The following is a 26,317-nucleotide window of genomic DNA, read 5'->3' as shown; positions in this document are numbered from 1 at the left end:
ACTTTCACGCATGTTTCACCAGCTGACCTCAACCCTGGATCCCAACCGCTCGCAGAAGCAGTCGCTTGCGCACTTCTTCCGCATCATGGTTCTGTTGATCGGCTTTACGATTTTCGGAACGGTCGGCATTCGAGTGATCGAAGGTGCTTCCTGGCTCGACAGCCTGTTCATGATCGTGATTACCGCGACCACCGTCGGATACGAAGACCCGGTGTCGCTGTCTGATAACGGCAAAATCTTTATCATTTTCTACCTCATGTTTGGTCTGGGGATTTTCACCTACAGTGTCTCCCAGCTCGGTCAGTGGATTGTGCGCCAGCAAATGAGTTCGGTTCTGGAGAAACGACGCATGCAGAAAACAATTTCCAATCTGGAAGGTCACTACATCGTGTGTGGCCTCGGTCGGATGGGACACTCCATCTGTGAGTATCTGCACGAACGCGAAAAACAGTTCGTGGTCATCGACAGTAACGAAGAACGCCTGGAGCAGACCTGCACTCCCCGCAACTGGTACTACATCCAGGGCGACGCCACCGATGACCAGGTCCTCAAAAGTGCCGGCATCGAACGGGCGGCTTCCCTCGCAGCAGCCCTCCCCGGCGACGCCGACAACGTCTACGTAGTGCTCACCGCGCGGATGCTGAATCCCGATTTTCAGATCATCGCCCGTGCCAGCGACGACAAGGCCGGCGAGAAGATCAAACATGCCGGCGCGAATCGCATCGTCAGTCCCTTCCGCAGCGGTGCCGTTAAAATCGCCCGCTTCATGATTCATCCCGCGGTCGAAGATTTCGTCGAGGTCGCCAGCAAACATGTGGGTGGGTTCGAAGTCGCCGACCTGCAGATCTCGGAAGACAGCCCCTACTGCGGCAAGAAGCTGAGTGAAACCGATCTGAGTACCAAAGGCATCATGGTGGTCGGCATCTGTCGTCCCGGTCATCAGCCCCAGATGCCCCCCTCCAGTTCGTCGATCCTCAACGCAGGCGACAGCATCTTCGCCCTGGGTTCCTCGGATGCGATCACTCACCTCATGGAAGAATTCAATCCGTCTACCGAGACATCCGCCTGAAAAATACTCGCGGTTTCCCTGCGCTGGTCCCTGCTGCGCAAACTGAACATGACTCACCGCTGTTTCAGGGGAAGTGTATAAACTCCCCTTGATCGCCTCCCGCCGATGCGTATGTTGTTCTAACTTTGGCTCGCGCGCGAGACAGGTAATCTGCACTAAAACATTCGGCACCAGTGACGCAACAACAGCTGAATCTCCGTCGCTTTTCACCGGTTGTTTACTGGAACAGATCGCCCTACTTCGCAAAGTCAGCCCCTCAATGTTCAGGGCAAACCAGGACACAAACCGGTCACAGCAGGACAAAATCCCGGACAGACCAGGACAAAATCCGGGCACAAGCGGACAAAATTCTGTCTTGACCCCCAGCCGCCATTTTACAAAATTCACATCCTCAATTGTGACGATCGAGTGCCACCGTCGGCTCGCCCGACAGTACTTGCACCAGTAGACGAAGAAAAGCAATTCATCCATGACGACATTCCTTTTATGACCGCATCAAGTCGTAGGGGCTGGCCTGTGTGCCTGCCCGCCTGGTGGTGATCTAAGCGTCTCAACTTCCGAGGGAATCACGTTGTGGCCGAGGGACTGCTGTTCCTTTTATTCTCAGGAGTCCAACAATAGATAATCCAAATTAGCCACAGTGCGTTAGCCCCGGTTGTAACGACTTTGGTATAGAGCATCCGAATTAAGAAACACTGCTTGGCGCTGTACCGCTCGGAAAAATTACAGACAGACCACTCACACTGTCCGTCACCAGCGAATGATAAGCAACGGCACCAGAGCCACGCAGATGAAAAGAATGCAGTAGTGAAGATAAGCAGTGTGCAAAGACAATCGATTACTGAAATCAATGGGTAAGCCCGAATGCAATTCGGGCCGAGCGCAGCGAGCAGGAAACAGACAGCTCAAGCCTTCGATTCAGCAACCGCGATCCCACCACCAATCAGCATCGAACCAGATCACCTTTTTCGTGCTTTTCGTGTTTTTCGTGGTAGCAAAAGAAAAATCCGCAGGATCAATCCCGCACCAGCGACCACTGCTGATCCAGAATCTTCGGCGACACCTTCAGCGCCGTCCCCAGTTTCTGGGCGAACAGCGACACCCGGAATTCTTCCAGCAGCCAGCGGAACTTGATCAACTGCGGATCGATAATCTCCCGCTCATGATGCTGCCGGGCCCGCTGGGCGTACATTTCAATGTACCGCGAAATACTGCGAATATTCGCGATGTCCCGCTGCAGTCCGCTCCCGCCGAGTTTACTCAACCGCATTTCAATGCCCTGCAGGTAACGGGGAACCTGTTGCAGCCAGGGGTAGGGCGTATTCACCAGGAAGCGGGCGTTGATTAGGGCATTCAACTGCGCCCGCATGTCGGCCAGCGGTTCATTCCAGGCGGGAACCTTGGTCTTATCCAGCGTAATCTTGATTTTGTGATACTGCTCAAACAGCGTCGGCAACAGTGACGCCAGATCCTGTGCGGCGACTGGAATCTGATTCCGCCATTCCTTGATCAACTGACGATACTCGGCTTCAGACCGCGGCTGGCGTTCTTTCTGTCCGCAAAGCACCCGCTCCGCCAGCAGTTCGACCAGTTGCTCCCGCAGATTGATCCCGCCGATCCCCGCAGCATACAGTGAGATCCGTTCCAGGCCCGGGATATTCTCCACCTGTGATTTCAATCGCCGATGTTCGGCCAGTACAAACAGCCGCCTCAATCCGAACCGCGTCTCATAGGCGGCCCGCTCCGGCGCATCCCGCAGGCAGAGCATCACCGACTTCCCTTCATCGACCAGGCTCGGAAATCCGGTGAGCGACAGATTATCGTGATCAATCTGCACCTCGGCCGGAAAATCGCCGAACGTCCAGTCGGTCAGCCCGCTCTGGCTCCAGTGATCATCGGAGAGTGCCGAGAAACTGCTGGCCGCTTTCGAACCATATTCCTGTCGCAGCTGTGTCAGGTTCCGGTTGACGGCGATCGCATCGCCCCCCTGGTCCAGCACGCGGATATTCATCTGCAAATGCTGAGGCAGCCGCTCCGTTTCAAACATCTCCTTCGTGATCCGCTCTCCCGAAATCTGTGACAGCAGCGTCGCGACTTTCTCTTCAAACGAACCCTTGCCGAACTCCAGTTGCTTTACGACCTGTTTCGCCGTCTCCGGTGCAGGCACCAGCATCCGCCGGACCGACTTGGGCAGCGCCTTGATCATCGCCGCCACCTTTTCTTCCAGCAGCCCCGGCACCAGCCAGCCCAGTCGCTGCGGCGACAACTGATTGAGACTCTCCTGCGGAATCGAAATGGTCACGCCATCTTCCGCGGCTCCCGGCTCCAGGTGATACTCCAGCGGAAACTGCATCTTCCCCATCTTGAGTGCGTTCGGGAATTCAGTCTCGTCAACCTCCTCCGCCTGTGCGTCGAAGAAGTCCTCCAGTCGCATGTTGAGCAGTGTCGGCGTCTTGCGTTTGGCGACCTTCCACCACTTTTTCAGGCTCACGCCGTCATAGACGTCTTCCGGAATCCGGGCATCGTAATACGCGAACAGCTGCTCCTGCGAAGGAATCAGGTCGTACCGCCGCGACTTGGCCTGCTGCTGTTCCAGGTCGCTCATGAACTTCTGATTGTGTGCCAGGAAATCGACGTTGAGCGTAATATCCCCCTCGACCAGGCCATACTGCAGCATCAGGGTCCGCGACTGTTCGGGATCGATCTTGCCGTAATGCACCGAGCGTCCCGGCACGATGGTCAGACCAAACAGCGTCACCTTTTCGGTGGCCATCGCGGACGCTGCATCCCCGTTCCAGCGGGGATCGCTCCAGGTCTTTTTCACCAGGTGCGGTGCAGCGGGCTCGATCCAGTTCGGCGAAATCTTCGCAACCGTGCGGGCATATCGCTTGCTCGTTTCGATCAGCTCCGCCGAGATGACCCACTTCGGCTTCTTCTCAAAAATCCCTGACCCGGGCCAGAGGAAATACTTCTGCCCGCCGGAACCGGTGTACTCATGCGTGTCCGACCGCATGGCAATGTTCGACAACAGCCCTGGCAGCAGCGCCCGGTGAATCGCCGCCGAGTCGTCTTTCCGCGGATGCAGTTTGAGCCCCGTCTCTTCGACCAGCTGACGCAACTGCCGAAAGATGTCCGCCCATTCCCGCAGTCGATTATACGACAGGTAATTCTGCACGCAGGCCCGCCGCAACCGGCTCTGCGACAGATCCTCTTTCAGCTTGTGATAAAAGTCCCACAGCTTGAGGAAGCTCAGGAAGTCCGAATCGGGATCGCGAAACTGTTCCTGGGCTTCGTCGGCCGCCTGCTGTTTGTCGATCGGCCGCTCGCGTGGATCCTGCAGTTCCAAGGCCGACGCAATCACCAGAATCTCATGCAGACAGTTTTCATCGTGGGCCGCCAGAATCATCCGCGCAATTCGCGGGTCGACCGGCAGCCGACTGATCTGCCGCCCGATGTCGGTCAGCCGGTTCTGTTCGTCAATCGCCCCCAGTTCAAACAGCGTGCTGTAACCGTCACGAATCGCCGCCGGCTTGGGAGGATCGATAAACGGGAAGTCTTCAATCGCACCCAGCTTCATATTCAGCGTCTGCAGAATCACCGAGGCCAGGTTGGTTCGCTGGATTTCAGGCGACGTGAATTCATCGCGACTGTTGAAGTCCGCTTCGCTGTAAAGCCGGATACAGATCCCCGGCGCGACACGTCCACAACGGCCGGCCCGCTGATTGGCAGACGCCTGCGAGACCGCTTCGATCGGCAACCGCTGCACCTGCGACCGGCTCGAATACCGGCTGATGCGGGCCAGCCCCGTATCAACCACATAGCGAATGCCCGGCACCGTGATCGACGATTCGGCCACGTTCGTCGCAATCACAATTCGGCGATACGTGGAGGGACGAAAGACCTTGTTCTGTTCCGCCGTCGAGAGTCGACCATAGAGCGGCACAATCTCCGTCTGTCTTCCGCCGTCATCACCGATGATCGAGCGACCTCGCAACAGCTTCGCCGTCTCGCGGATATCCCACTCGGTCGCCACAAAGATCAGGATGTCGCCGTCATCAATCGCCGCCAGTTCATTCACCGCGTCCGCCAGCTGCGACTGTTCATCGCGGTTACTGTTTTTCCCTTTGCCCTGTCCCTTGTCGTCCGGCTCTGCATCAAAGGGCCGATAGCGAATCTCCACTGGATACGTCCGCCCCGAGACATTCAGAATCGGCGCTGGCCCTGTGCTTGATGCAAAGTGCTCGCTGAAACGTTCGGCGTCGATGGTGGCCGACGTGATGATCACCCGCAGATCAGGCCGCTGTGAGAGCAGGCGTTTGAGATAGCCTAAGAGGAAGTCGATATTCAGCGAGCGTTCGTGTGCTTCGTCGACAATGATCGTGTCGTATTGATTCAGAAAGCGGTCGTTCTGCGTTTCAGCCAGCAGAATCCCGTCGGTCATCAGCTTGATGTAAGTATTCGGGTTCGTCGTGTCGGTGAAGCGGATCTTAAAACCGCAGGCGGTTCCCTGTTCGCGTCCCAGTTCTTCGGAGATGCGGGCCGCTACCGAACGGGCGGCAATTCGTCGCGGCTGGGTGTGACCGATAATGCCATTGATGCCCCGTCCCATCGACAGCAGCAGCTTGGGCAACTGGGTCGATTTCCCCGAGCCGGTCTCCCCGCAGATAATCACCACCTGGTTGTCGGCGATCGTCTGTTTGATGTGATCCAGTTCGTCATGGATCGGCAGGCTGCCGTCAAACTTGATTTCGGGTCTCAGTTTGAGCCGCTCCTCCCTTCGGGCCAGCGACTTCTTCAGTTCTTCCTGCAGCCGCTGCAGATTCTTATCGAACGGCTTTTTGTTCTTCTTTGCCTGCCGGATCGACCGCAGCCGTTGGGAAAACCGAAACTGATCCACGACCATCGCCTGCGAGATCAGCCCGGGCAACTCTTTCAGCGCAGCGTTCAGATCCTCACTGGCAGCACCAGCGTCAGCAGCAGCCGAATTCGCATCACCACGGGACATCAGACATCAACAGACAAAACAGGGAAACGCACAATAGTAAGCAGAAGGACCCGCATTATGCAGCGAAAGTTCGGCAGCGCGAAGGGTTTCCACCGGGATTTGTAGGAATCCGCGGGGAACGGTGATGTTTTTGAACCACAAAATGCACAAAAAACACGAAAAGCCTGTGAGAGGAAACAGCTCAGAGGGTGGTCTCGGATATAATCCGAGATTGCCGCAGGCAACAGGAGGTCGCAGAAGAAAGTATCCCATTTTAAAACGGCCATAGTCACTATATTGATATTATGTTTACGAGCGACACCGCAGCACAAATTCCGCTTCTTCCGCCTCGCTGGTCTCTTCCACAACCATCCAGGCTGCGAAGTCAAATCCGATGACCGGTTCATCCGCGGATTTCAAATCTTCGAGCCACTGTTCGGAATCTACCCGTAAGCCTTCCAGTTGGACTTGCTCGAGAATCGTGCCCCGGAAATCCGTGTTTCGCAGTCGTGCGCCTCGCAGGTCAGCGCCTGACAGATCGGAACAGAAAAGAATGGCGCCGCTTAAATCGGCATCTTTCAGATCGGTCCCCTGTAGATTCGCGTCAACCAGGTCCGCGTCAATCAGCAGGCAGCCTGCCAGACAGGCCTGACTCAGATCGGCTTCAGAAAAGTTGCCGCTGGTCAGGTCGGATTTGGTTAAGTCTGCCCGGCTCAAATCTGCTGTGACGAAATCGGCATAGCTCAGATCCGCTTCCCTTAATCGGGCTCCACTGAAGTTGGTTCCCCAGAGTAGAAATTCGCTCAAATCAGCGCCGTTCAGATCCGCGTCTGAAAAATCAAGTTCCACATCCGGGTTCTCCATCCGCCATTCCTCAAAGTTTTCTGCCCCCTGTTGAATCAGCTTCAGGTGTTCCGGGTTCATGAAGTTCTCCGGGCAATATTCAGAAATTGTGAATGAGGGTATTGATTACATTAAAAGAATGTTTCGCTGCTGGTATTCCTCTCGACCATCTGGTTTACTGTACTGATCTGGAGTACTGAACTCAATTGTATCCACATTAATCGGCGAGGGGGGAAATGCAAACCATGAACGACAGTCAGCTGCAGGCGTTATTCAAAATCGTGGAAAAAGAGGCTGCCGAGTTATTTGGTGTCGCTGGCCCAGTGGATGAAGCGAAAATCGACGAAGCAGAAAAGCTGCTGGGCCTGCCCATTCGCGGCAGTTACCGCGAGTTCATTCGGCAGTTGGGGACTGTGGAAGAAGGTTTCTGTGCACTAAGGCCTGACGACGATGTAGCTGAAACGGGCGTCTACGCTTTAACGCAGCTGGGAAGAGAAAAATATGACTTCAAAAAAGAATGGATCATGGTCTATGCTCGATTCGAAGAGGGAATGATTGGCGCGCTGGATACCTCTCAAATGAACGAGGCAGGGGAAGCCCCGGTCCTGATGATGAACGTTGATCCGATATGTGAAGAAGCCGGACATACCAATCTGCAAAAGTTTGCTGATTCATTTTACGAAGCTCTGATGCATTATTACGGAGTCAGCGAGGATGATTTGAAATAAAAAAAAGCCTGAATAATCCAGATTCATCAGTAGTTAACCAGAAATCATTAAAGCCTCCATGACCACCCCCCTCGATCAACTCAATTTCGGTCCCCACAACGAAGCTGTCCAGGAAGTCGTTGCCTTCGTGCAATCGGGCAGACTCCTCGCTACTCCCTTCGATGAGCAGCTCGCAGAGAAGTCGGGATACAAAATCAAACAGATTCATACGTTCGCAGAGATTGACCGGTATCGAAAGTCGATGAATGATCGCGTGGACGATTATGAACCCTACATCAAACGCGCAGACTGGGATGATCTCCTGCACAATGACATCGGCAAGTTGATGAATTACGGAGATACGACCGGAGAATTCAAAGCAATTGAGAAATTAGAACGTTCTCTGACCAGCCAGTTTGATCAGCTCTGGAATCAGTTTTTCATTCTGGTGAATGAACAGCTCAAAGGTATCCTGATCAAAGCGGAAGCAGACAGCATTGCCGATGCGCTGTATCTGATCTGCAAGTGTCGGGCACTCTTGGGCAGAAGTAATTCTTGTCTTCACGAGAACTTGTTTCCCATCTATCAGGCAGGCGGGTATCCCTGCGGCTGGTCGGGTGCATTTCCCCGCGGAGAGATTGCCGTCTTTGTGCCTGATTCCCACGTCCCCTGCATCTTTTCAGAGAATATCAATCGCACGGAATCAAATAAAGCAGAGAAACTCGCCTCGGATTGCTCTTCCGAATTCACAGCTTTGGAAGGCGAATACATCTACGCCGGGATTGACGAAGATATCGAACTGGCACGCGATGATATATTCGATACGATCTGGGGTGATGAGGAAGAACGTGATGAAAAAGAATCAGAGGCCGTCCTGGGGGACATTGCAGGCGAACCGATTTCCTTACCGAAACACTTCATACTGGCACTGATGCCTAAAGGAGAGGAGCGAACTTATCTGGTATCCCATCCCGACTCTCGGGAGATTCTCCAACTGGTTCAAGAGATCGCAGAAACAGCCGAGATCAGCGGTTTCGCCTTCGAACTCAGTAGCCAAAATCAAACAGTCTGTTTTTACCATTACGGTGAAGACGGGGGCTGCGACGAACGATTGGAAGCAAGCCTCGATGGTTCTTCTGAGATTCAGTTCGAGTCCGATCTCAGGGAGCTGGAACTTCCCCTGCAGCAGGAAAACCTGCTGCAGATTGTCAACAACTGTTTCGAATATCACGGACTCTGTGATCTGAAGTTAAACTACAACTCCCTGGTCACCGGTCCCGACGAAGAGGGGCTGGCGACCGTCACTCTCAAGCACATGCCCGACTTCAAGCATGAGATCGATATCATTGATCTCGGTTGAGGAAGCCCCATCAATTTCAAAGCAATCCTAACATATCCAGCATGTGCCCTTCTGAATACCAGCCTGTAACTTCTTCCTTGCACTGGCCTGGATTCACATATACCATATCACTAATGCAAGGTTGCTGAGAGTCCCACCTGATTTTCCTGCCTGCTAAGCTTCTATGTTGCTGTCGTAATGTTTCTCGCCCGTATTACTCCATTTAAAGTGGAACAGCGCTATGAGTCTATCTGCACCCGTCGTCCGCAAACGCGGCTTTACCCTGATCGAACTGCTGGTGGTGATTGCCATCATCGCGATTCTGATCGCCCTCTTACTGCCCGCCGTTCAGCAGGCACGCGAAGCGGCCCGTCGCAGTCAGTGTAAAAACAATCTCAAGCAGATTGGCCTGGCGCTGCACAACTACAACGAAACACACCGCGTCTTCCCGCCCGGATTCATTAACGATCACGGCTGGTTGTGCAACCTGTTTATCCTCCCTTTCATGGATCAGGCTCCGCTCTACAATAAAATCAGCCCTAACAGGCCCATGGATCTGACCAACACCACGGTACTCGCCGATGTGCGAACGGTTCTGCCCGCCTACCTCTGTCCGTCCAGTGCCGATCCCAACCCGGCTCAGAATGCAGACAACAGAGTAAGTGGCGAGGCCATCGGTCTGTCCAATTACCTCGGCTTCAATGGCAACGGTGACTATCGTTGTAACTCATCCGCAAAGCCGAACGGTATGTTCTACCACAACAGTCAAACCCGGATCCGCGACATCACCGACGGTCTCTCCAACACGTTTGCCTTCACAGAAAGAACCACCGTGAACGACGCTGCCGGCACGAACCACATCGGTTCGATCTGGGCAGGAGTCACTCCCTGTGCTGCGACTACCAACAAATTCGAGAACATTCGTTACGGTCTGGTTCAGGCACGTGTCGGCTGGTCCATGATCAACGGAACCGGTTACCAGTTTGGTCCCAGCAGTCTGCATGAAGGCGGCGTGCATGTGCTCATGGCAGACGGTGCTGTTCGCTTCGCCAGCGAAAACATGGATGCTTCCAATAACCCAGGCACCATTTCCTCCGCAACCAGTACTTACTTCCGACTGGCCGTCATCAACGATGGTCAGGTCATCGGTGAATGGTAAGCCGAAGTAACTTCTGCTTGCCTGTGACATAAAAAGAGCTCCCTGGTGTTCAGACGCCAGGGAGCTCTTATCGTTTAACTTGTTTTTGGGAACTGTTACTGGGCAGTCTCAGCCCTCAACTCATTCCTTGTCCAGCTTAAAGGGGAAATCGTTTTCCCCGGGTTTGACTTCCACCGTCAGGCTGGAACTCTCGTTGTACTTGGCAGGGATGACCTCTTTTACTTCGGTCGTGGTTCCATCCGGATTTTCGACGTAGCGTGCTGTCGAGATGCGAACCGTATGCTTGCCGATCTTGGCTCCGTTGGTTGTCGGGTTATAAGCCAGTTCAAAGATCCCCTGGCTGTTTGTGATACCCGTCGAAGGTCGCCCCGCTTCGGGAGCAAACGTCACGACTGCTCCCTCGATCGGTTCCCCTTCCATCACGACCAGTCCCTTTACCGATGCGGTATCAGGCTGATCCTCAGGTGTGCCGGAACAACCTGCCAGTAGAGTACATACCGTAAAAACCAGTCCCGTGCAGCGTAACGATCGCGGAGATAAAAAGTACATTGTGTTCCTGTATCCAAAAGGGGCGCGCTTAAGAAACTTCAGCCGCGGCACAGACTCGAAACAATCTGTCCGCAGACTGCTGAAACAGATTCCATTCTCAGGAATCGCCACGCAAGTGTAAAGCCAGAAGGAAATCTGTTTTCCCGGACGCAGGAAAGATCAGTTACCGGCTTTCTGCCGGGGAGCCTGCTTCACATGCTGATCGAGGAACTTCACGATGCGGTCGTTGGTCTCAGGAGTATTGAATTCCCGACCGCCATGTCCGGCCCCTTCGACGACGATCAACTGCACGGGCACCTTCGCTTTTTTGAGTGCCTTGTCGATTAACTGGCTCTGATGCACGGGTACCAGCGGGTCTTTCGAGCCGTGAATGATCAGGAACGGGGGATCCTGTTTGTCGATGTAGGTGATCGGGTTGGCCTGTGCGACTTTGTCTTTGTTCTCCAGCACCGGTCCGCCCAGCAGCAACGATTCCGGCGAACGGGGGTCGTTGTGTTTGAAGCGGGCGTCGGGCAGGGCATGCGCATCCATCTGCAGAAAATCGGTCGGTCCCCACATGTCGAGCACCGCCTGAACCTGGCTCGATTGATCCGCATGTTTGCCGACCGTCCCTTCCAGCTGTTTGTCGCCCCCGCTGGTTCCCAGCAGGGAAACCAGGTGACCGCCGGCGGATGAGCCGCCCACGCCGATGCGGGTCGCGTCGTATCCGTACTCTTTCGCATGGGCTCTCAGCCAGCGGATGGCGGCTTTGCAGTCGTGAATCTGCGCAGGGAACGTTGCCTCACCACTCAGACGGTAATTGATGCTCGCACAGGCATAACCGTTCTGCAGGCCCAGGGGAACCAGGATCCCACCCCGGCCTTTGTCGCCACTTCGCCAGCCACCGCCATGAATCCAGACGAGCAGGGGAGGCTGTTTGACGTCTTTCGGCAGATACAAATCAAGCAACAAAGGCTTCCCGTCCACTTCCGCGTATTCCAGGTTCCGATGCACGTCCGCATTTTCGCGAACCCAGCGAGGCGCACCACGGCGGGGTTGTTGAGCCGAAGCGGATTCGCTCAGGACGACGGTCAAGGTAAGTAGAATCGCGATGAAAGTCAGGCGGTCTCTGTGCATCTGGTTCTCCAGTGGTTCATGGGACGTGAGTCCCGTTGCAGGCTCAAGTCAGTTTAGATCAGCGCAGTTCCCCATGAAACCCACTTCAGCTGCAACAGTTTCGCGGCAGCTCTCGATTTAGAGAAATCATCCCCGCTATCTGTACCAGACGCGTATCCACATGTTTCGCGATGTGAATTTAACAATAGGTGATATGTGGTGAATGGGATGGGAGTGACGTGGTTTGTCGAAAGTAGCGATCAGCACCCTGCAGGGGACGGTGTTCAATTAGACAGACGGAACGCAAATATCAATAAATAAACATGTTGCGATATGTGTGTTCGCTAAAAAACACCGTCAGAATGTCGGATTTTGAATAAATAAAGATTGAATTGTTAAAAAACATTATTAATATCGAGTTAGATATCTTAATAATTCTTAATAATAACAGCTGGAGTTCTTCCGGCTGATACGAATCACATCCCTGGCTCGAGGGAATGTTGTCTCGTCGGCGATTTTCAATAATCGTACTTATCTATTTTATTCTTCTACCCAACGCGAGAGAATTTCATGCAAGTATCCACAACACGCAGGCGTGCTTTCACGCTCATTGAACTCCTGGTCGTCATCGCCATTATTGCGATTTTGATTGCCCTGTTGCTGCCCGCTGTCCAGCAGGCCCGTGAAGCTGCCCGGCGTTCCCAGTGTAAAAACAATATGAAACAGCTGGGACTGGCCTTTCATAACTACCACGACAACTTCACCATGTTCCCCACAGGTTACTTCCATAGCTCAGGCTATCTGACCGGCTGGGCTGCCCGTATTCTGCCTTATATTGATCAGGCACCCCGCTACAACCAGATGACCTCTCTGGGAGAACTGACTCGGATCCAGCCCTATCGCTTCACAACATCTCCTCACAACGGAGATACAAACCTGTTTACCGATCCGATCGCGGTCTTCTGCTGTCCTTCTTCGGAAATTGGCGAACGGGCTAACGACTACTCAACCGGCTGGGGTGGTAACCCCGGGAATGACGGCTCGCTGCACTACCGCGGCAATGGCGGTTCCGTTGATGTCGGCTTCGTTAACGGTTCCAATTCGAGTCGGCACTACGGAACTTCAGGGGTCCTCTATCCCGGTTGTAAAACCCGGATGCGCGACATCACCGACGGTACCACCAACACCTTCCTGCTCGGCGAACTGTCCAGCTACATTGGTTGGAGCGGCTCCAAAGGGGGCTGGGATGACATCGCACCCTGGACCTGGGCTACCTACTACTACGGCTCCGACGGTTATCTGATGATCGACACCAAGCTGATGCAGTATCCCATCGGTTCGGGAAGTCACAGTCAGTATGGTGTCGGCTGGCGCAGTCAGCACGTCGGCGGCGCGCACATGCTGCTCTGTGATGGCAGTGTCCGGTTCCTGTCTGAAAGCACCAGTCTGGATCTGTTGAAAGGCCTTTCCACCCGTGCCACCGGCGAAGTGATCGGCGAGTTTTAATCGCGCCGCTTTGCTGTTGTCAGGTTCAGAAACATTTATCAGACTCTACAGGAACAGGATATAAATGAACGCAATTTTTTCTTTAAAGCAATATTCACTAGCCACGCTCTGCCTGCTGCTGCTCGCGCAAGCAGGCTGCTCCGGCGGTTCAGACCAGCTGGAGACGGCAGAAGTGCACGGCAAAGTGACTTACAAAGGTGAGCCTCTCGAAATGGGAACCGTCACCTTTATTCCGGTTGGACCAGGGAAATCCGCCACAGGCGAGATTCAGGAAGACGGCACCTACACCCTGACGACTTACAGTAAAGGGGATGGCGCCACCATCGGCAAGCACGGAGTCATGGTCATCTCGGAACGGGATACCTCCAATCTGCCAGCCGAATCGGCAGAGGCGAACGTGGATCTTTCCCTGATCCCGGAAAAGTACAGCATGAGCCCCAAGACTTCCGGTCTCACCGCCGAAGTCAAAGAGGGGGGCAATGAAATCAATTTTGATCTGGAAGAGTAATCTATCAGACCGCAGTGACAGGCAATCGTTGTCCGGGCGCTTGCGTCCCGATCCAGGCAATGGGTCTCTGCAGGTTTGACACGATAGAAGTTGACAGTTCCAGAACAAATTGAAGGCGAGAGGCGATCTCTTTCTGCAGAGGGAGATCGCCTTCTTTTTTTCCTCTTTTGACAGCCATTCAGATCAGCGAGTCAATCGTCAGCATCACCAGGATCACCACGCCGATCGCCAGCTTGCCCACCACGCCCAGCAGTCGTCCCACAAACGCGGCCCGGCTGATCTCCATGCGGTCCACATCCACGTTCCCTTTCCAGGCTTCACCCACGTAAGCGCCCAGGTAAGCACCTACGGCGCCACCCAGAATCGCACCCACGACCGTTCCCACTGGAGGAAACACAGGAGTCGCCACCGTCGCGCCCATCACGCTTAACAGGAACGTGCCCAGTAACGCCAGAATCATCGCCCGCCGACTGGCTCCTTTTTTTGCAGCCCCCGCAGAACTGCCCAGCGCTTCAACCAGTTCTCCCAGCCCCGCCAGTAATATCGCGATCACCAGCACTGTCAGCGAAATACCCTTGCCACTCTCTTCAGGCATGAACAGGTAAAACAGTGCCGAGAGCAGGACCATGATCCAGTTGCCCGGAATCAGAAACAGAATCGAGGCCCAGGCAGCGAAATTTGCCAGAAACAGCAGCAGCGCCATCAGGTAGTAAAACGTGAAGGGCAGCCACTCGGTCAACCACTCAAAGGACATAGGTGTTACCAGATCTGAGTCAGAATAGTGTGTTTAACGGCCCCGGATTCATAAAACGGGAGTTGCAGGGGGCACTCTTATAGTTCGTCAATCGACTGAAATTATTGCAGAATGCAAAAATAAAGACGAATGTAAAGCCTGGTTTTGAGGTTAATCTGGTAGCACGTGATGGGTACGACGTGCAGGAATGTGTACTTATGAATACATTTCTGTGCGGTCTGGAAGGGCAATGATTGTATTTGTCTCCCTTCAGGGGTAAAATCTGACATTTGACGCACCATTGATGGATGGATTTTCTTATAATCATCAATGATATCCGATGTCAGTTGCGGGCAGCGATCTCCGTGCGGCCTGTGAGTGACACCGTTTCCCGTGCAGACGTACAAAAGCGCGTGCTTAAATTACAGTCTCATCCTAAGGAGCAGACCGTGAGTATTGCCAATTCCACCAGAGACGTTCATGTCGAAGAAATTGTCGACGTCGAACAACGCAGCTGGCTCAACATGAAGGAAGTTCCCGCCTGGTTTATCAGTCTCGGGGTCCACCTGCTGATTCTGTTTGTCCTGGCAAGCATCACCCGCATTACGTTGCTCGATTCGGAAAATGCGATTATTTCTTCCATCGAAGAACTGGACGACAACGTTTTCAAACTCGATCCCACCATTCAGGACGTCGTTGGTTCCGCCGGCGATACTGAGATTCTGGCCCCCTCCATGGCGGCCGCCCCTGTCTCAGCCAAAGAGCAACAGGAAGCGTTAAAGGATCAGCTGGAAAATGATATTGAAACTCCCGAACCGGTCTTTGATGACAATCTGACTCAGCCCGCCCAGGAAGAACTGACGGCTGCTGTAGAAGTCACCGGCGAAACCGACCGTCCGGGCGGAGTAGCGGGTGCCATCGATCGTCTGACCCTCGAAATCGCTGCCGCGGTGAAAGAGAAAAAACTGCTGGTGGTCTGGCTGTTCGACGTTTCACCTTCAGTCAGCAAACGCCGTAACGAAATCGCCGATCGTTTTGAAAACGTCTACAAACAGCTGGGCATCCTTGAAGCCGCTGAAAATGAAGCGTCACTCAAAACCGCTGTGGCTGCCTTCGGTTCAACCACACAGTTCGTAACCAAAGATCCGGTCAGCGATGTCAAAGAAGTCGTTTCCCAGATCCGGTCGATCAAAGAAGATACTTCCGGCGATGAAAACGTCTTCGCCGCCGTGAACCAGGTCTCCAAACGCTGGTTGTCTTACAAACGCTCCAGTCGTCGTAACATGATGGTCATCGTGGTGACCGATGAAGCAGGCACCGATGCCGTTCAGAATCTGGAAGAAACCATTCTGCTCACCAAACGTAATGGCATTAAATGCTACGTTGTCGGGAACGCCTCCCCCTTCGGTCAGCAGGAAGTCATCACTCAGTTTGAAATTGAGCCGGGTGTAAGAGTACCTGCCGTCTCGGAAACCGGGCCGGAAACCGTGATGCCCGAGCGTATCAAACTGCCGTTCTGGGGTCAGTCCGATTACGACATTCGCCAGATCAGCTCAGGCTACGGTCCCTACGCTCTGACGCGGCTCTGTGCGGAAACCAACGGGATTTACTTCATCACCGAAGACACCACTCCCAACTTTGAAGCGGCCGATATGCGGGACTACCATCCCGATTACATTTCCATTCGCGATTACGAGCGAATGCTTACACAAAACATGGCTAAGCAGGCGCTCGTCCGAACAGCCGCGGCAACTCGACTTTCTGACCGTCGACTGCCGCAGCCTACCCTGGAATTTCCTGCCAATACCGATAACGTTCTCAGACAGGCCATTACTGAAGCCCAGAAGCCGGTCTCGCAGCTCAGCTACGGGCTGAATGAACTGCAGGTCATGCTGGAGCAGGGTCTCAAAGATCGTAAGAAAATCACAGAACCCCGCTGGCGTGCCAACTACGATCTGGCATTGGGCCGCGTCGTGGCCAACCAGGCACGTGCTCACGGATACAACACGATCCTGGCCGAAATGAAAAGCAATCCCAAAGTCTTCGAGACAAAAGGCAACAACGCCTGGAGACTGGTGGCCGCCAAAGACGCCCGTTCCAGCCCAACCGTACGGAAACTGGAAAAGCAGGCCATGGAACTCCTGAATGGCGTGATCGACGAGCATCCTGGAACTCCCTGGTCCTACCTGGCCGCCAAAGAACTGGAAAAACCACTGGGCTGGAAGTGGCAGGAAATGAAGATGAACCTCGACAACAGCGGTAACCGGGTCCGAACACCGAACCCACGTTTTGAAGAAGAACAGCGTAAGAGAAATGAAGCCCTCCGAAAACGGGGTGTTTCTCCCAACAAACCGCTGAAAATCTGATTTACCTAACTGAATATACTGACGACATTTGAGTTTATATCGAGGCTCCTGAGATTGCAGGAGCCTCGGGTTTCTGACATATCATTTCAACTGATTTTTCAAGACTCGTTTCTGCATCATCCAACGCCGAAACAAAGCAGGCACAACACTTTGAAAGCAGTTCGCTGAGAAAGTGCCGGGGGGATTATTACTGATGGCTCAAGCGCGAGACTATTCAGCCTTTTTTACGTCTTTGATCGTTCACGCTGTGATTCTGGTCGGCATGGGACTGATCCATCATCAGCTCACCGACAACCAGCCCGAAGTCGCCATCGAAACCATCTTCGATGACGAACGCGATCAGGCGGAATTCGAACAGGTTCTGGAAACCAATCTTGAAGTCTCTGAAAACCTGAGTGTGACCTCCGGTGGCATGGTCTCGACGAATGTCGGCGCCTCAACGTCAACCGCCGTCTCCTCTCAGAAAATTGAAACCTCCGAGAGTCTCAAAGAGCCGGAAATCAAAATCAACGCCGGCGAAATCACAGCCCCCGGCGATGACATCCTGGGTGAAGACCTCGGCGTCGGTGAAGTCACCGGTGAAGTCGGTGCGGTCGTCGAAGGTTATGGCACCGCCATGAGCCGCATCTCCAAAGAACTGATCCGCATCATGCGGGAAGAAAAAATTCTGGTGGTCTGGCTCTTCGATGAATCGGGCAGTATGAAAGACGACCAGAAAGAAATCTCTGAGAACTTCAATAAGATCTACAGCGAACTCGGTATCGCCGCCAAACAAGAAAAGAAAACCCGCGAACGGGACCAGACCCTGCTGACGACCATTCTCAGTTACGGGGCCACCGTTCACGTACATACCCCCAAGCCGACCGTCGACGTCAAAGAAGTACAAGACGCCATCGGCAAAATTCCCATCGATGAAACCGGTCTGGAAAACATGTGCCAGACCGTCGCGGCCACGATCGACAAATACAGCACCATGGCGCGTAAAACCGACCGTCGTCTCTGTATCGTCTGTGTGACCGACGAGTCCGGCGATGACGGGGCCGCCGTCGAAGAAGTCATCACCCGTGCCAAGCGGGCCAAGTCTCCCATTTACATTCTGGGACGCGAGTCGGTCTTCGGGTATCCCTATGCCCGTCAGCTCTGGCGTGATCCGGTTTACAATCTCCCCCACTGGATTCAGATTAACCGGGGACCGGAAACGGCATTCCCCGAGTCTCTGCAATACGACGGTCTGCACGGCCGCTGGGATTCCTTCTCAGCCGGGTTCGGACCTTACGAGCAGGTTCGTATCGCCCGTGAAACCGGCGGTATCTTCTTTGTTCTGCCCGGTAAAGAACAGCGTCTGGCCGGTGCCGGCAGCAACCAGGAGCGGCAGTTCCGCTTCCAGGATATGAAAGAGTACCAGCCGCTGTTGCTCTCACGTCGTGAATACGATGCCACCCGTTCAGCCAGCAAGTTCCGGTCTTCTATCTGGAAGGTGATCGTAACGCTCAATCCACACCTGGATAAGCAGTTGAATATCAAGGAACTTTACTACCCACTGAAGAAGAAAGAGTTTTACGAAGCCGGCAGCAAAGAAGTACCCAAGGCCATCCGCGCCATGGGCCTCCTGCAGAAAGCCGTCGACATTCTGGAAGACATCGAACCGCTGCGGGCTCAGGAAAAATCCTCCCGCTGGCGTGCTGCCTACGACCTGACGCTGGCACAGTGTCTGGCCTACCGCGTTCGTCTGTTCCAGTATTGTCTGGCCATGGACTCGCATGCCAAAAACATGCCTGCTCCCAAGGATCAGAAGAGCAACACCTGGAATGTGAAACGTGGTAAAAAGTTATTGCCCCCCGATCCGGTGCAGGTCAAACTTACCAAGGTCAGCCCGGAAGAGCTGGATAAACAGCTGAAGAAATCGGAAAGCCAGTATAAGTTCGTAATCAAAGAGCACCCCGGGACCCCCTGGGCACAACGGGCGCAGTACGAACTCAATCAGGGTTTCGGCATGTACTTCGAAGAACACTTCCGTGATCCACGCTACGACAAAGTCGGTAAGGAAATCAAAGTTCCCAAACTGTAAGCAGGCTTGAATTACTAAAGATACTTAACACAGGCAGAGCACTTTTCGGAAAAATGACCGGGAAGTGCTCTGTTTCCTTTTAACGGGTGCAACGCCTGCGTAGCATATAGAAACTGAGCAAAGAACTGTCTCTGATTTCTGATCCGCTTCCAGGAGTGATACTCACAATGAACAAATACCGCTCGCAGTCTTACTTCAATGTCTTCACCGGTCTGATGGCAGCCCTGGTGATCTCCTCCGTTCTGGGCAGCACAACTGCTTGCTCTGGAGATGACAATGCAGCCTCAGCTGATGGCTGGGTTGACCTCTTCAATGGCAAAGATCTCACCGGCTGGAAGATTGCAGAAGGGGGCCCTTTTGAAGTCAAAGATGGCGTGATCGTCGTCACCGGGAAGCGTTCGCATCTCTTCACCGAAGAAGAGTTCAAGAACTTTGAATTCAAAGCTGACGTCAAAACCACCCCGGGCAGCAACTCCGGCATCTTCTTCCACACCAAATTCCAGGAAGAAGGCTGGCCGACTCAGGGATACGAATCGCAGGTCAATGTGAGTCACAAAGATCCGGTCAAAACCGGCAGCCTCTACAACCGCGTCAAACTCTTTAAGACACCTGCCAAAGATAACGAATGGTGGACGCAGCACATTATCGTCAAAGGTCGTCACGTGATTGTGAAAATCAACGACGAAACCGTGATCGATTACACGGAACCCGAAGGGGCCACCGGTTCTCCCTCACTGGGAGACAAAGGGAGCTTCGCTATCCAGGCACATGATCCCAAGAGCGTGGTTTACTACAAGAACATCAAGGTGAAGCCACTGGCTGACTGAACCTGATCGCGTTATATTGAAAGTCTGATACCGGCCCTCGTTTTACAACGAGGGCCGTTTGCATTCGACTGACATCCGCTGCGGAGAACTGAGACGTGAAACCGGGATTTAACACCAACGGTCTGGCCTTCCATCGCTGGGATGATGCCCTCCGCCTGATTGCCGAGACCGGTTATACCTCCGCTGCGATCACCGTCGATCATTACACGCTCAATCCGTTTGCTCCCGACCTGCCTCAGCAGATGGCAGCGATGCAGCACCTGCTGCAGGAGTGTCAGCTCTCCACGGTCATCGAAACCGGCGCCCGCTTCCTGCTGGATCCCCGCGTCAAACATGAGCCGACACTCGTCAGTTCCTCCCCGGAAGAGCGGGACCGCCGCATCGACTTTCTTAAACGCTGTGTCGATCTGGCCGCCGCTCTGCAGTCCGACGCCGTTTCATTCTGGGCCGGTCAGTTAAAAGCAGACCTGCCCCGCGTCGAAGCACTCAACAGGTTAGCCGCCGGCTGTCGGGAGGTCATCGACTACGCTGCAGACAAAGAGGTACGTCTGGCATTCGAACCGGAGCCGGGTATGCTCATCGAGACGCTGGCTGATTTCGAGGAACTACTCACGCTAGTTGACCATCCCTGTTTCGGACTGACTGTCGACATCGGTCATCTGCAATGCATGGGAGAACTGCCCATCAGCGAATATCTCAAACCCTGGCGTGAGCGCATCTTTAACATCCACATCGAAGATATGCGCCAGGGCGAGCACGATCACCTCCGCTTCGGAGAAGGAGAGATCGACTTTGACGACGTATTCGCCGGCCTCAGACAGATCGACTATCAGGGAGGACTGCACGTCGAACTCAGCCGCCACAGTCACATGGCCCCCGATGTCCTGCGCGAGTCGTTTGCCTTCCTCCAGCAGCATCTGCAGACAGGTTGACGGATCGACACCTTTTCTGTGTTGCTGCCCGCTTTTTGAGGCTTTCCTGCCGCAAGTGTAACGGTTATGCCGCATAGCAGGGTTAAAACACTCTGGTTACAGCGGACCGCCCCTGATTCTCGATATTGAAAGATAGCGGGCAGGAAATGCGCAGTTGCTGCGCCGGCGACGGGCAGGGGATAGACCCTCGGCTCACAATCCCGGATTTGCGCTGCGTTGGCAGATCCAGGCACTTAATTCGATCTCAAGTCAGCATGGCCTCCTCAATTACAAAAACCTTTGACTTGTTGGCGCAGAGCAGAAATTCGCATGCGATCAACGCCTTGATCCTGGCACTCGACGTCGAAGACGAGTTGATCCAGGAACAGGCTGTCTTTGCGCTGCTCCAGCAGCAGAGTGCCCGTGGTCTGGTCGAAGTCATCCGGCGGTACGCTACTCACTCGCCGTCTGTCCGCAAGCTTTTGGAAACACATACCAAAGCCCTCGATGCCGCCATCCGACAATGTCTGCTGCACGGCAATCGGGAACTGCAGTACTGTGGCCTGGAGTTCGTCCGCGTCAACCACGACTTCAGACAGATCCCCGCACTGATCGATCTGTTTGAAAACAAGCGACTGGTCAACCATCAACCCGACCTGGCCACTCAGACACTCCGCCATCTGATCGGTCTGTTGTACGAGCATTTTCTCGATCGCAGCGTCGACTCGGCTTACTCCCGTTCGTTTCTGAAGAACGCCAAAGAGATCCGACGCGAGATCCTCAGTTCGCTGATGAAAGCTGCCGAAAATCTCCCCGAATTCGATCGGCCGGAAGAGATCATGGAGAGCCTGCTGATCCTCGGCAATGTCGATGATGCCGCCATCCGTAAGATTCTCTGGCACTCCGATCCGGAGACACGACGACTGGCAGAAGAAGTCCTCCACGAGAGTAAGCATGTCGGCGTAATGCAGCTCATCTGTGATTTCACCGGCGTAAGCTATCCCAACACCAAAGCCCTCGAAGCACTCGCGAATCGCGAAGATCCCGAGTTCATCGCACACCTGCTCCGCTGGCTGCCCGAGCATCCGTCGGAACTGCAGCAGACCAACTTCCGACAGATCGGCAAACTGGCCTGGCTCGAAGCCGATCACCAGGACTTCACCCGCATTCCACCTGTGTTACAGACCAGCGTCATTCGGTTGATCAGTCTGCTCGATCTGGATCTGCCGAGTAAGAAGCAGGCACAGCGCTGGATGCTACAGCACGGCACCCCCGCCGCTAAGGAAGCCGCGATCTCGATCCTTCGTAATCCCGATCGCGCCGAGGTTGCCGAAATGGTTCTGGAAAACCTCGACTCCGAAGATCCGGTGCAACAGGCCTGGGCAACCTGCCAGCTCCGCGCGCAGCACGTTCCGGATGCCATGAATCTGCTGGTCGAAAAAATCGACAGCCCCATCGAAGAAGTTCGGGAAGCCGCCCGCCGCGAACTCGCGAGTTTCGACGTCGATTTCGTGCTGGAACACTTTGAAGAATTCAGTCCCCAGGTCTGTCCCTCTGTTGGTAAACTGTTGCTCAAACTCGATCCCCGTTGTCTGATCGATTTGAGTCGGGCCATGGCACATCCGTTGAAGAAACGCCGGATTCAGGCCGCCCGCTGTGCACAGGTCTTACAGTTACACGGAGAAGTGGTTCCCGCTCTGAAAGCCCTTACTGAAGATTCGGATGAACTGGTCCGCCGTACCAGCGCCGAGATCCTGGGCACGCTGTCGACCCCCGAAGCCCGACAGGCACTGCTGCACCTGGTAAGTGATGAGAAAACACGGGTCCGCGAAGTCGCCATTAAAGCACTCCGGGTTCCGGAAAAGTCAAAAGAAGTACCCGCTGACCAATCAGCAACTGAGAAGGGAGAGTAATCGATGTCCTATGATTTCTTTCTGACCCTCGCCGGTCACACCGATGATGTTTCGCGTGCCTTTCGTAATCGCGGAGTCCTGCAGGAGAACTGGTTGCTGATCACCGCGACGATTGTCATCAGTTCCATCTGGCTCGGACTCTATCTCTGGGAAAACCTGCAGATTCAGCGGAAGGCCAGTGCCGATACTCCGCAGGGACTGTTTTACGATCTGTGTAAAACGCATCGATTGAGTCGTACGGATATCAGCTACCTGCTCAAAGCCTCGGAAGAACACGCACACGAACAGCCCGCGCTGGTGTTTATCGATCCCGGCATCCTGCACCTGCATGCCTCGGATGGCGGGACCGATGCCCGCTATTACGAAGAGCTTTCTAAAAAGCTGTTTCAGCGCTAAGCGACGTTTCTGCAGCCACACCAGGTCGCGCGATATAATACTCGTGCAGTACATCCTCGGGCAGCAGGCGATATTCCAGATTACCCAGACCTGCTGCTGTCAGACTGTTGCACAACGCTTCTCTGCCGCGTGCGTTACCCGCTGCTGGACGTGCGGCTCCGGTCAGATTCCGCAGACTGCAGATGGATAACAGCAAAGCCGACAGCGGGTGCTGCAGATTTTCTTCCCGGCTGCGCGAACAGGCCAGTTCTCTCAGCAGCAACGTACCATCGGGTCTGAGTGCCGTCCGCACTGCCTGCAGCAGCTCTTCCCGTTCCTGCGGCGCCACGGTGACGTCAAACACGGTGATCAGATCAAAGGCATTGATCGCATGAATGGCTGTCAGCTCGCGTTCGATAAACGCGACATTCTCCAGACCCTGTGTTGCGGCACTTTCGCGTGCCTGTTCGATCAACTCGGCCGAAGGATCGTAGCCCACAAACCGACTCTCCGGAAACGCGGTCGCCAGTTCCAGTAGCAGTTTGCCGTCGCCACAACCCAGGTCCAGTACATCCAGGCCTTCGCAGAGTTGCATGATCAACCCGGGAATCAAAGGCAGGATCTGCTGAAACAACTGATTTGTAAATGACGTCGAACGCTCTGCGCTCTGTGCCTGCAGGATCCGTTCGCGGGTTTCGTCGGATAGCGGTGCTCCCGCGCGCAGACTCTCTGCCAGCTCGTCCTCCAGTTTCCCCAGCAGTGTCAACCAGCGCAGGCTCTCTTCGTATTGGGCGGAGCCGGTCAGAACTTCCGCATGCTCGCGTGGCAGTCGGTATGTCTGAAAGATCGGATCGTATTCCACCAGCCCGCCTCCCTGCATGGCCGTCAGCCAGTCGACGACATACACTTGTTTGAGACCAGCTTCCGCTGCAATCTCACAACTCGTGGCATGTTCCAGCAGACTCATGACTTTCCAGAGTCCCGTCCGGTAACCCAATGCGACCAGCAACGCCAGGCTTCCCTGGTTAATCTTGTTTTGCAACTGGTTTTCAAAAGCGACGGTCCGATCTTCAGAAATGGTCAGTGTGGTATAGCTGGTTGTCATTCAAAGTCTCCCCTCAAAGAAAATGAATTTGTGTCCTCTACTGACTACCAGGCGCAAAACCGCAGCGGCTGTTACAGGGTTTTTCAAAAAAAGCGGAGACGGAAAAAGGAGGGGAATACCTCGCAGTGGGGTTTGCTGATGTGTCATTTGTAAATGCTTGATTTTGAACAGGATACGATGTCTACCGTTCTCACAGGACATCTGTGTGAAAAAATCTTTAAACTCTGGGCGGACAACAACTGTTTTGCTGTGTACAATCAGTTAGTGAAATGAAGTAATTTGAGAAGACATTCTTAATTGACGGGCTCCTGCAAAGGAGCGGTTCAAAACGGTGCCGGAACTTTCTGAGACAGGATTCAGAAGCAGGCAGAGGGAGAGCGGGCTATGTTTCGACAATTGACTTTAGTATCAACGATCGTGGTAATTGCGCTGGCAGGAATCGGCTGTTTTCTGTTGAGTTCTGATTCAACACAAAATGCCGTCGCCGACAAGCAGCAGGATTCTCCTGCGCCCCCTCTCAAACTACAGTCCGATCCCCGTGTGCTGGAACGGACCAGGAAACTCGAAGAGATCAATCAGATTCTTGCGAGCCGGGTTCCTCATATCACGGAGACAGCTGGTACCTCACATACGCATGAAACAGAAGCCTGGCAGGACCCTGCGCTGGAACGGATCTATCAGCAGATCCGCAATCAGAAACTGACAATCTGGTTTCCCCGGAATGATGAGCCATTCTCGATCTGGGTCGGCAATCCACAGAAGACTGTCGACGGGAAGAAAGTCTTTAACCACACCGAAGCACTCACCAACGCGATTCCTCACATTAATCAACTCCCGTTCCCGGTACGTATCTGGTTCTATGGAACCCGGGATCAATCCAATCCGGAACTGGGAGCCTGTGTCGAAACACTGACAAAGATTGATAAACTCCACGGCGTCAAATTTTCCTACTGCCGCATCAGTCAGCGCGGGTACGAGGCACTTCACGATCTTCCCCAACTGACCGATCTGGAAATCCTGCATTCGCATCTCGATGAAACCGCACTGAAGCACATCGCAGAACTCGCGCAGCTCCGTCGCCTGCACCTCAGTTTCGGCGATCAGAAGATGTCTACCATCGCTGCAGAGCAACTGCTCAATCTTTCTGAACTGGAAGACTTCAAACTGCAGATCCATCTGGAGCCCAAAGAGGTCGGACGCTTCTGGAAAAAACTGGCCGGCTGTGAATCGCTGGTCAAACTGGAAGTCGACTGCGGAAAAGTCAGCCAGGACATGATGTATCACTTCCTCACAAAAGGGGATCATCAGCGTCTGAAGAACTGGACGATCCGGGAACGCATTCCCCGCCAGAAACTCGCGGATGCCCTGGCCCTGGCCCCCAACCTGGAAGTGCTTAAAGTTCCCTCTGGCTCTCCGGAAGAGATGGAATATCTGCTCGAACGTCTCGCGAAACAGAATACGAAGCTCCGCTCGCTGACCATCGGCTGGGACACGGGAGAGCATCTCAAAGGCAGACAGGCTCGCAAAGCACTGCAGCTGCTCTCTGCCTTTCCGAATCTGCAGCAGGTACACATTCCTGTCAAGTTGCCTGACGTTAATGCACTGGAACCGCTCACGCGTCTGCATCAACTCGAATCTTTTTACTGTCGTAATCTGAATCTCCATCAGTCGACATTGATCTACCTCGCCCGCATGCCCGCGCTGAAACATCTCACCGTGCGAACGCTGTCATTCTCTGATGAATCAGCGCACCTGCTGCCCTGGCTCTCTCATGTGGAGACCCTGGAAATCGAATACCCGCAGTCACTGACCAATAAGCGACTCACACTCCTGGCCACCATGCCCGAGTTGCGCGAGCTCAAATTGTGTGATATTGGTTCAGAACAATCCGCTGTACTCACCGACGAGGTCAAAGCCCGGTATCCGTTTATCAAATACAGTGTCTGCGGAAAGTAGCATCAGCCAATCCTGAGACCGGTGAGTCAACCACGCCCGGCAAATCAACCACGCATTGAAGTTCCCGGCTGCCCCGTCTATTCTGAAAAAACGGGAACCTGCGTCTTTACGGGGCGTACTCCGGAAGGGACTGCCTTGTATGCAATCAACCTGACCAAACTGGGACCGCCGCGCAGGCTGGAACCCGGACAGCAGGATCAGAAGCTGCTCAGTCTGTCGATGTCACCTGACGGACGTTTCGTCCTGTTCTGCAGTGATCGACCGGTAGAAGAAGATTAAAGAGCAGTTGAAAAGCGTGACGCGC

20 protein-coding genes are annotated in these 26,317 nt (G+C 54.1%); 14 read left to right on the top strand and 6 right to left on the bottom strand.

Going from position 1 to position 26,317, the window contains the following annotated elements:
• The first annotated feature begins 10 nt into the window (after positions 1 to 10).
• A complete protein-coding gene (locus tag FYZ48_RS05005; protein ID WP_149338152.1) occupies positions 11 to 1,069 on the top strand; it encodes a potassium channel family protein in 1,059 nt (352 codons plus the stop codon).
• A 1,015-nt stretch (positions 1,070 to 2,084) separates the two neighbouring features.
• Here the strand turns inward: FYZ48_RS05005 and hrpA are convergent.
• Together hrpA and FYZ48_RS04995 are read right to left on the bottom strand one after the other, a co-directional pair.
• Positions 2,085 to 6,074 carry an ATP-dependent RNA helicase HrpA gene (gene hrpA, locus FYZ48_RS05000; protein ID WP_149338150.1) on the bottom strand — a complete coding sequence of 1,330 codons (3,990 nt, stop codon included), beginning with the start codon at positions 6,072 to 6,074 and terminating at the stop codon, positions 2,085 to 2,087.
• Positions 6,075 to 6,362: 288 nt separating this feature from the next.
• Positions 6,363 to 6,977 carry a pentapeptide repeat-containing protein gene (locus FYZ48_RS04995; RefSeq protein ID WP_149338148.1) on the bottom strand — a complete coding sequence of 205 codons (615 nt, stop codon included), beginning with the start codon at positions 6,975 to 6,977 and terminating at the stop codon, positions 6,363 to 6,365.
• Between the two features lie 164 nt (positions 6,978 to 7,141).
• Between FYZ48_RS04995 and FYZ48_RS04990 the strand changes: the two genes are divergently transcribed.
• The 3 genes from FYZ48_RS04990 (at position 7,142) to FYZ48_RS04980 (ending at position 10,101) form a co-directional block, all read left to right on the top strand.
• The gene (locus FYZ48_RS04990) at positions 7,142 to 7,624 is read left to right on the top strand and encodes an SMI1/KNR4 family protein (protein WP_149338146.1); all 483 of its coding nucleotides are present in this window, start codon (positions 7,142 to 7,144) and stop codon (positions 7,622 to 7,624) included.
• A 58-nt stretch (positions 7,625 to 7,682) separates the two neighbouring features.
• Positions 7,683 to 8,963, top strand: a complete 1,281-nt coding sequence (locus FYZ48_RS04985; protein ID WP_149338144.1) for a hypothetical protein — start codon at positions 7,683 to 7,685, stop codon at positions 8,961 to 8,963.
• Positions 8,964 to 9,183: 220 nt separating this feature from the next.
• Positions 9,184 to 10,101: a DUF1559 domain-containing protein gene (locus tag FYZ48_RS04980; protein ID WP_149338142.1), complete on the top strand. Its 918-nt coding sequence runs from the start codon at positions 9,184 to 9,186 to the stop codon at positions 10,099 to 10,101.
• A gap of 120 nt (positions 10,102 to 10,221) precedes the next feature.
• Here FYZ48_RS04980 and FYZ48_RS04975 read toward each other — a convergent pair whose 3' ends face one another.
• Together FYZ48_RS04975 and FYZ48_RS04970 are read right to left on the bottom strand one after the other, a co-directional pair.
• Positions 10,222 to 10,650, bottom strand: a complete 429-nt coding sequence (locus tag FYZ48_RS04975; RefSeq protein ID WP_149338140.1) for a carboxypeptidase-like regulatory domain-containing protein — start codon at positions 10,648 to 10,650, stop codon at positions 10,222 to 10,224.
• A gap of 159 nt (positions 10,651 to 10,809) precedes the next feature.
• Entirely contained in the window at positions 10,810 to 11,766 is a 957-nt protein-coding gene (locus tag FYZ48_RS04970; RefSeq protein WP_149338138.1) for an alpha/beta hydrolase, read from the bottom strand.
• Between the two features lie 549 nt (positions 11,767 to 12,315).
• Here FYZ48_RS04970 and FYZ48_RS04965 point away from each other — a divergent pair.
• Complete coding sequence (locus FYZ48_RS04965; protein ID WP_149338135.1) at positions 12,316 to 13,251, top strand: DUF1559 domain-containing protein; 936 nt, start codon at positions 12,316 to 12,318, stop codon at positions 13,249 to 13,251.
• Between the two features lie 64 nt (positions 13,252 to 13,315).
• Positions 13,316 to 13,759, top strand: a complete 444-nt coding sequence (locus tag FYZ48_RS04960; RefSeq protein ID WP_149338131.1) for a hypothetical protein — start codon at positions 13,316 to 13,318, stop codon at positions 13,757 to 13,759.
• A 178-nt stretch (positions 13,760 to 13,937) separates the two neighbouring features.
• Here FYZ48_RS04960 and FYZ48_RS04955 read toward each other — a convergent pair whose 3' ends face one another.
• Positions 13,938 to 14,513 (bottom strand): DUF456 domain-containing protein, encoded by a 576-nt coding sequence (locus tag FYZ48_RS04955; protein ID WP_149338127.1) that lies wholly within the window; start codon positions 14,511 to 14,513, stop codon positions 13,938 to 13,940.
• A 428-nt stretch (positions 14,514 to 14,941) separates the two neighbouring features.
• Here FYZ48_RS04955 and FYZ48_RS04950 point away from each other — a divergent pair, with 428 nt between their 5' ends.
• From FYZ48_RS04950 to FYZ48_RS04925, 6 genes are all read left to right on the top strand, one after another.
• Positions 14,942 to 16,858 carry a vWA domain-containing protein gene (locus FYZ48_RS04950; RefSeq protein WP_187781873.1) on the top strand — a complete coding sequence of 639 codons (1,917 nt, stop codon included), beginning with the start codon at positions 14,942 to 14,944 and terminating at the stop codon, positions 16,856 to 16,858.
• A 193-nt stretch (positions 16,859 to 17,051) separates the two neighbouring features.
• Positions 17,052 to 18,926 (top strand): vWA domain-containing protein, encoded by a 1,875-nt coding sequence (locus FYZ48_RS04945; RefSeq protein ID WP_242022393.1) that lies wholly within the window; start codon positions 17,052 to 17,054, stop codon positions 18,924 to 18,926.
• Positions 18,927 to 19,093: 167 nt separating this feature from the next.
• Complete coding sequence (locus FYZ48_RS04940; RefSeq protein WP_149338117.1) at positions 19,094 to 19,753, top strand: 3-keto-disaccharide hydrolase; 660 nt, start codon at positions 19,094 to 19,096, stop codon at positions 19,751 to 19,753.
• 95 nt (positions 19,754 to 19,848) lie between these two features.
• Positions 19,849 to 20,685: a sugar phosphate isomerase/epimerase family protein gene (locus FYZ48_RS04935; protein ID WP_149338113.1), complete on the top strand. Its 837-nt coding sequence runs from the start codon at positions 19,849 to 19,851 to the stop codon at positions 20,683 to 20,685.
• A gap of 287 nt (positions 20,686 to 20,972) precedes the next feature.
• A complete protein-coding gene (locus tag FYZ48_RS04930; protein WP_187781872.1) occupies positions 20,973 to 22,577 on the top strand; it encodes a HEAT repeat domain-containing protein in 1,605 nt (534 codons plus the stop codon).
• Positions 22,578 to 22,580: 3 nt separating this feature from the next.
• On the top strand, positions 22,581 to 22,973 hold the full coding sequence (locus FYZ48_RS04925) for a hypothetical protein (protein WP_145044648.1): 393 nt from the start codon (positions 22,581 to 22,583) through the stop codon (positions 22,971 to 22,973).
• Here FYZ48_RS04925 and FYZ48_RS04920 read toward each other — a convergent pair.
• Positions 22,951 to 24,057, bottom strand: coding sequence for a class I SAM-dependent methyltransferase (locus FYZ48_RS04920; RefSeq protein ID WP_149338106.1), 1,107 nt, complete (start codon positions 24,055 to 24,057; stop codon positions 22,951 to 22,953). The two genes, FYZ48_RS04925 and FYZ48_RS04920, sit on opposite strands and share 23 nt — an antisense overlap.
• Positions 24,058 to 24,441: 384 nt before the next feature.
• Here FYZ48_RS04920 and FYZ48_RS04915 point away from each other — a divergent pair, with 384 nt between their 5' ends.
• Positions 24,442 to 26,013 carry a hypothetical protein gene (locus tag FYZ48_RS04915; protein ID WP_149338101.1) on the top strand — a complete coding sequence of 524 codons (1,572 nt, stop codon included), beginning with the start codon at positions 24,442 to 24,444 and terminating at the stop codon, positions 26,011 to 26,013.
• 21 nt (positions 26,014 to 26,034) lie between these two features.
• Positions 26,035 to 26,292 (top strand): hypothetical protein, encoded by a 258-nt coding sequence (locus FYZ48_RS04910; protein WP_149338099.1) that lies wholly within the window; start codon positions 26,035 to 26,037, stop codon positions 26,290 to 26,292.
• Positions 26,293 to 26,317 lie beyond the last annotated feature (25 nt).

The organism is Gimesia chilikensis, assembly GCF_008329715.1.
GTDB lineage: Bacteria > Planctomycetota > Planctomycetia > Planctomycetales > Planctomycetaceae > Gimesia > Gimesia chilikensis.
Note: the sequence above shows the minus strand (reverse complement) of the source record. Positions and strands in the feature narration are given on the sequence as shown.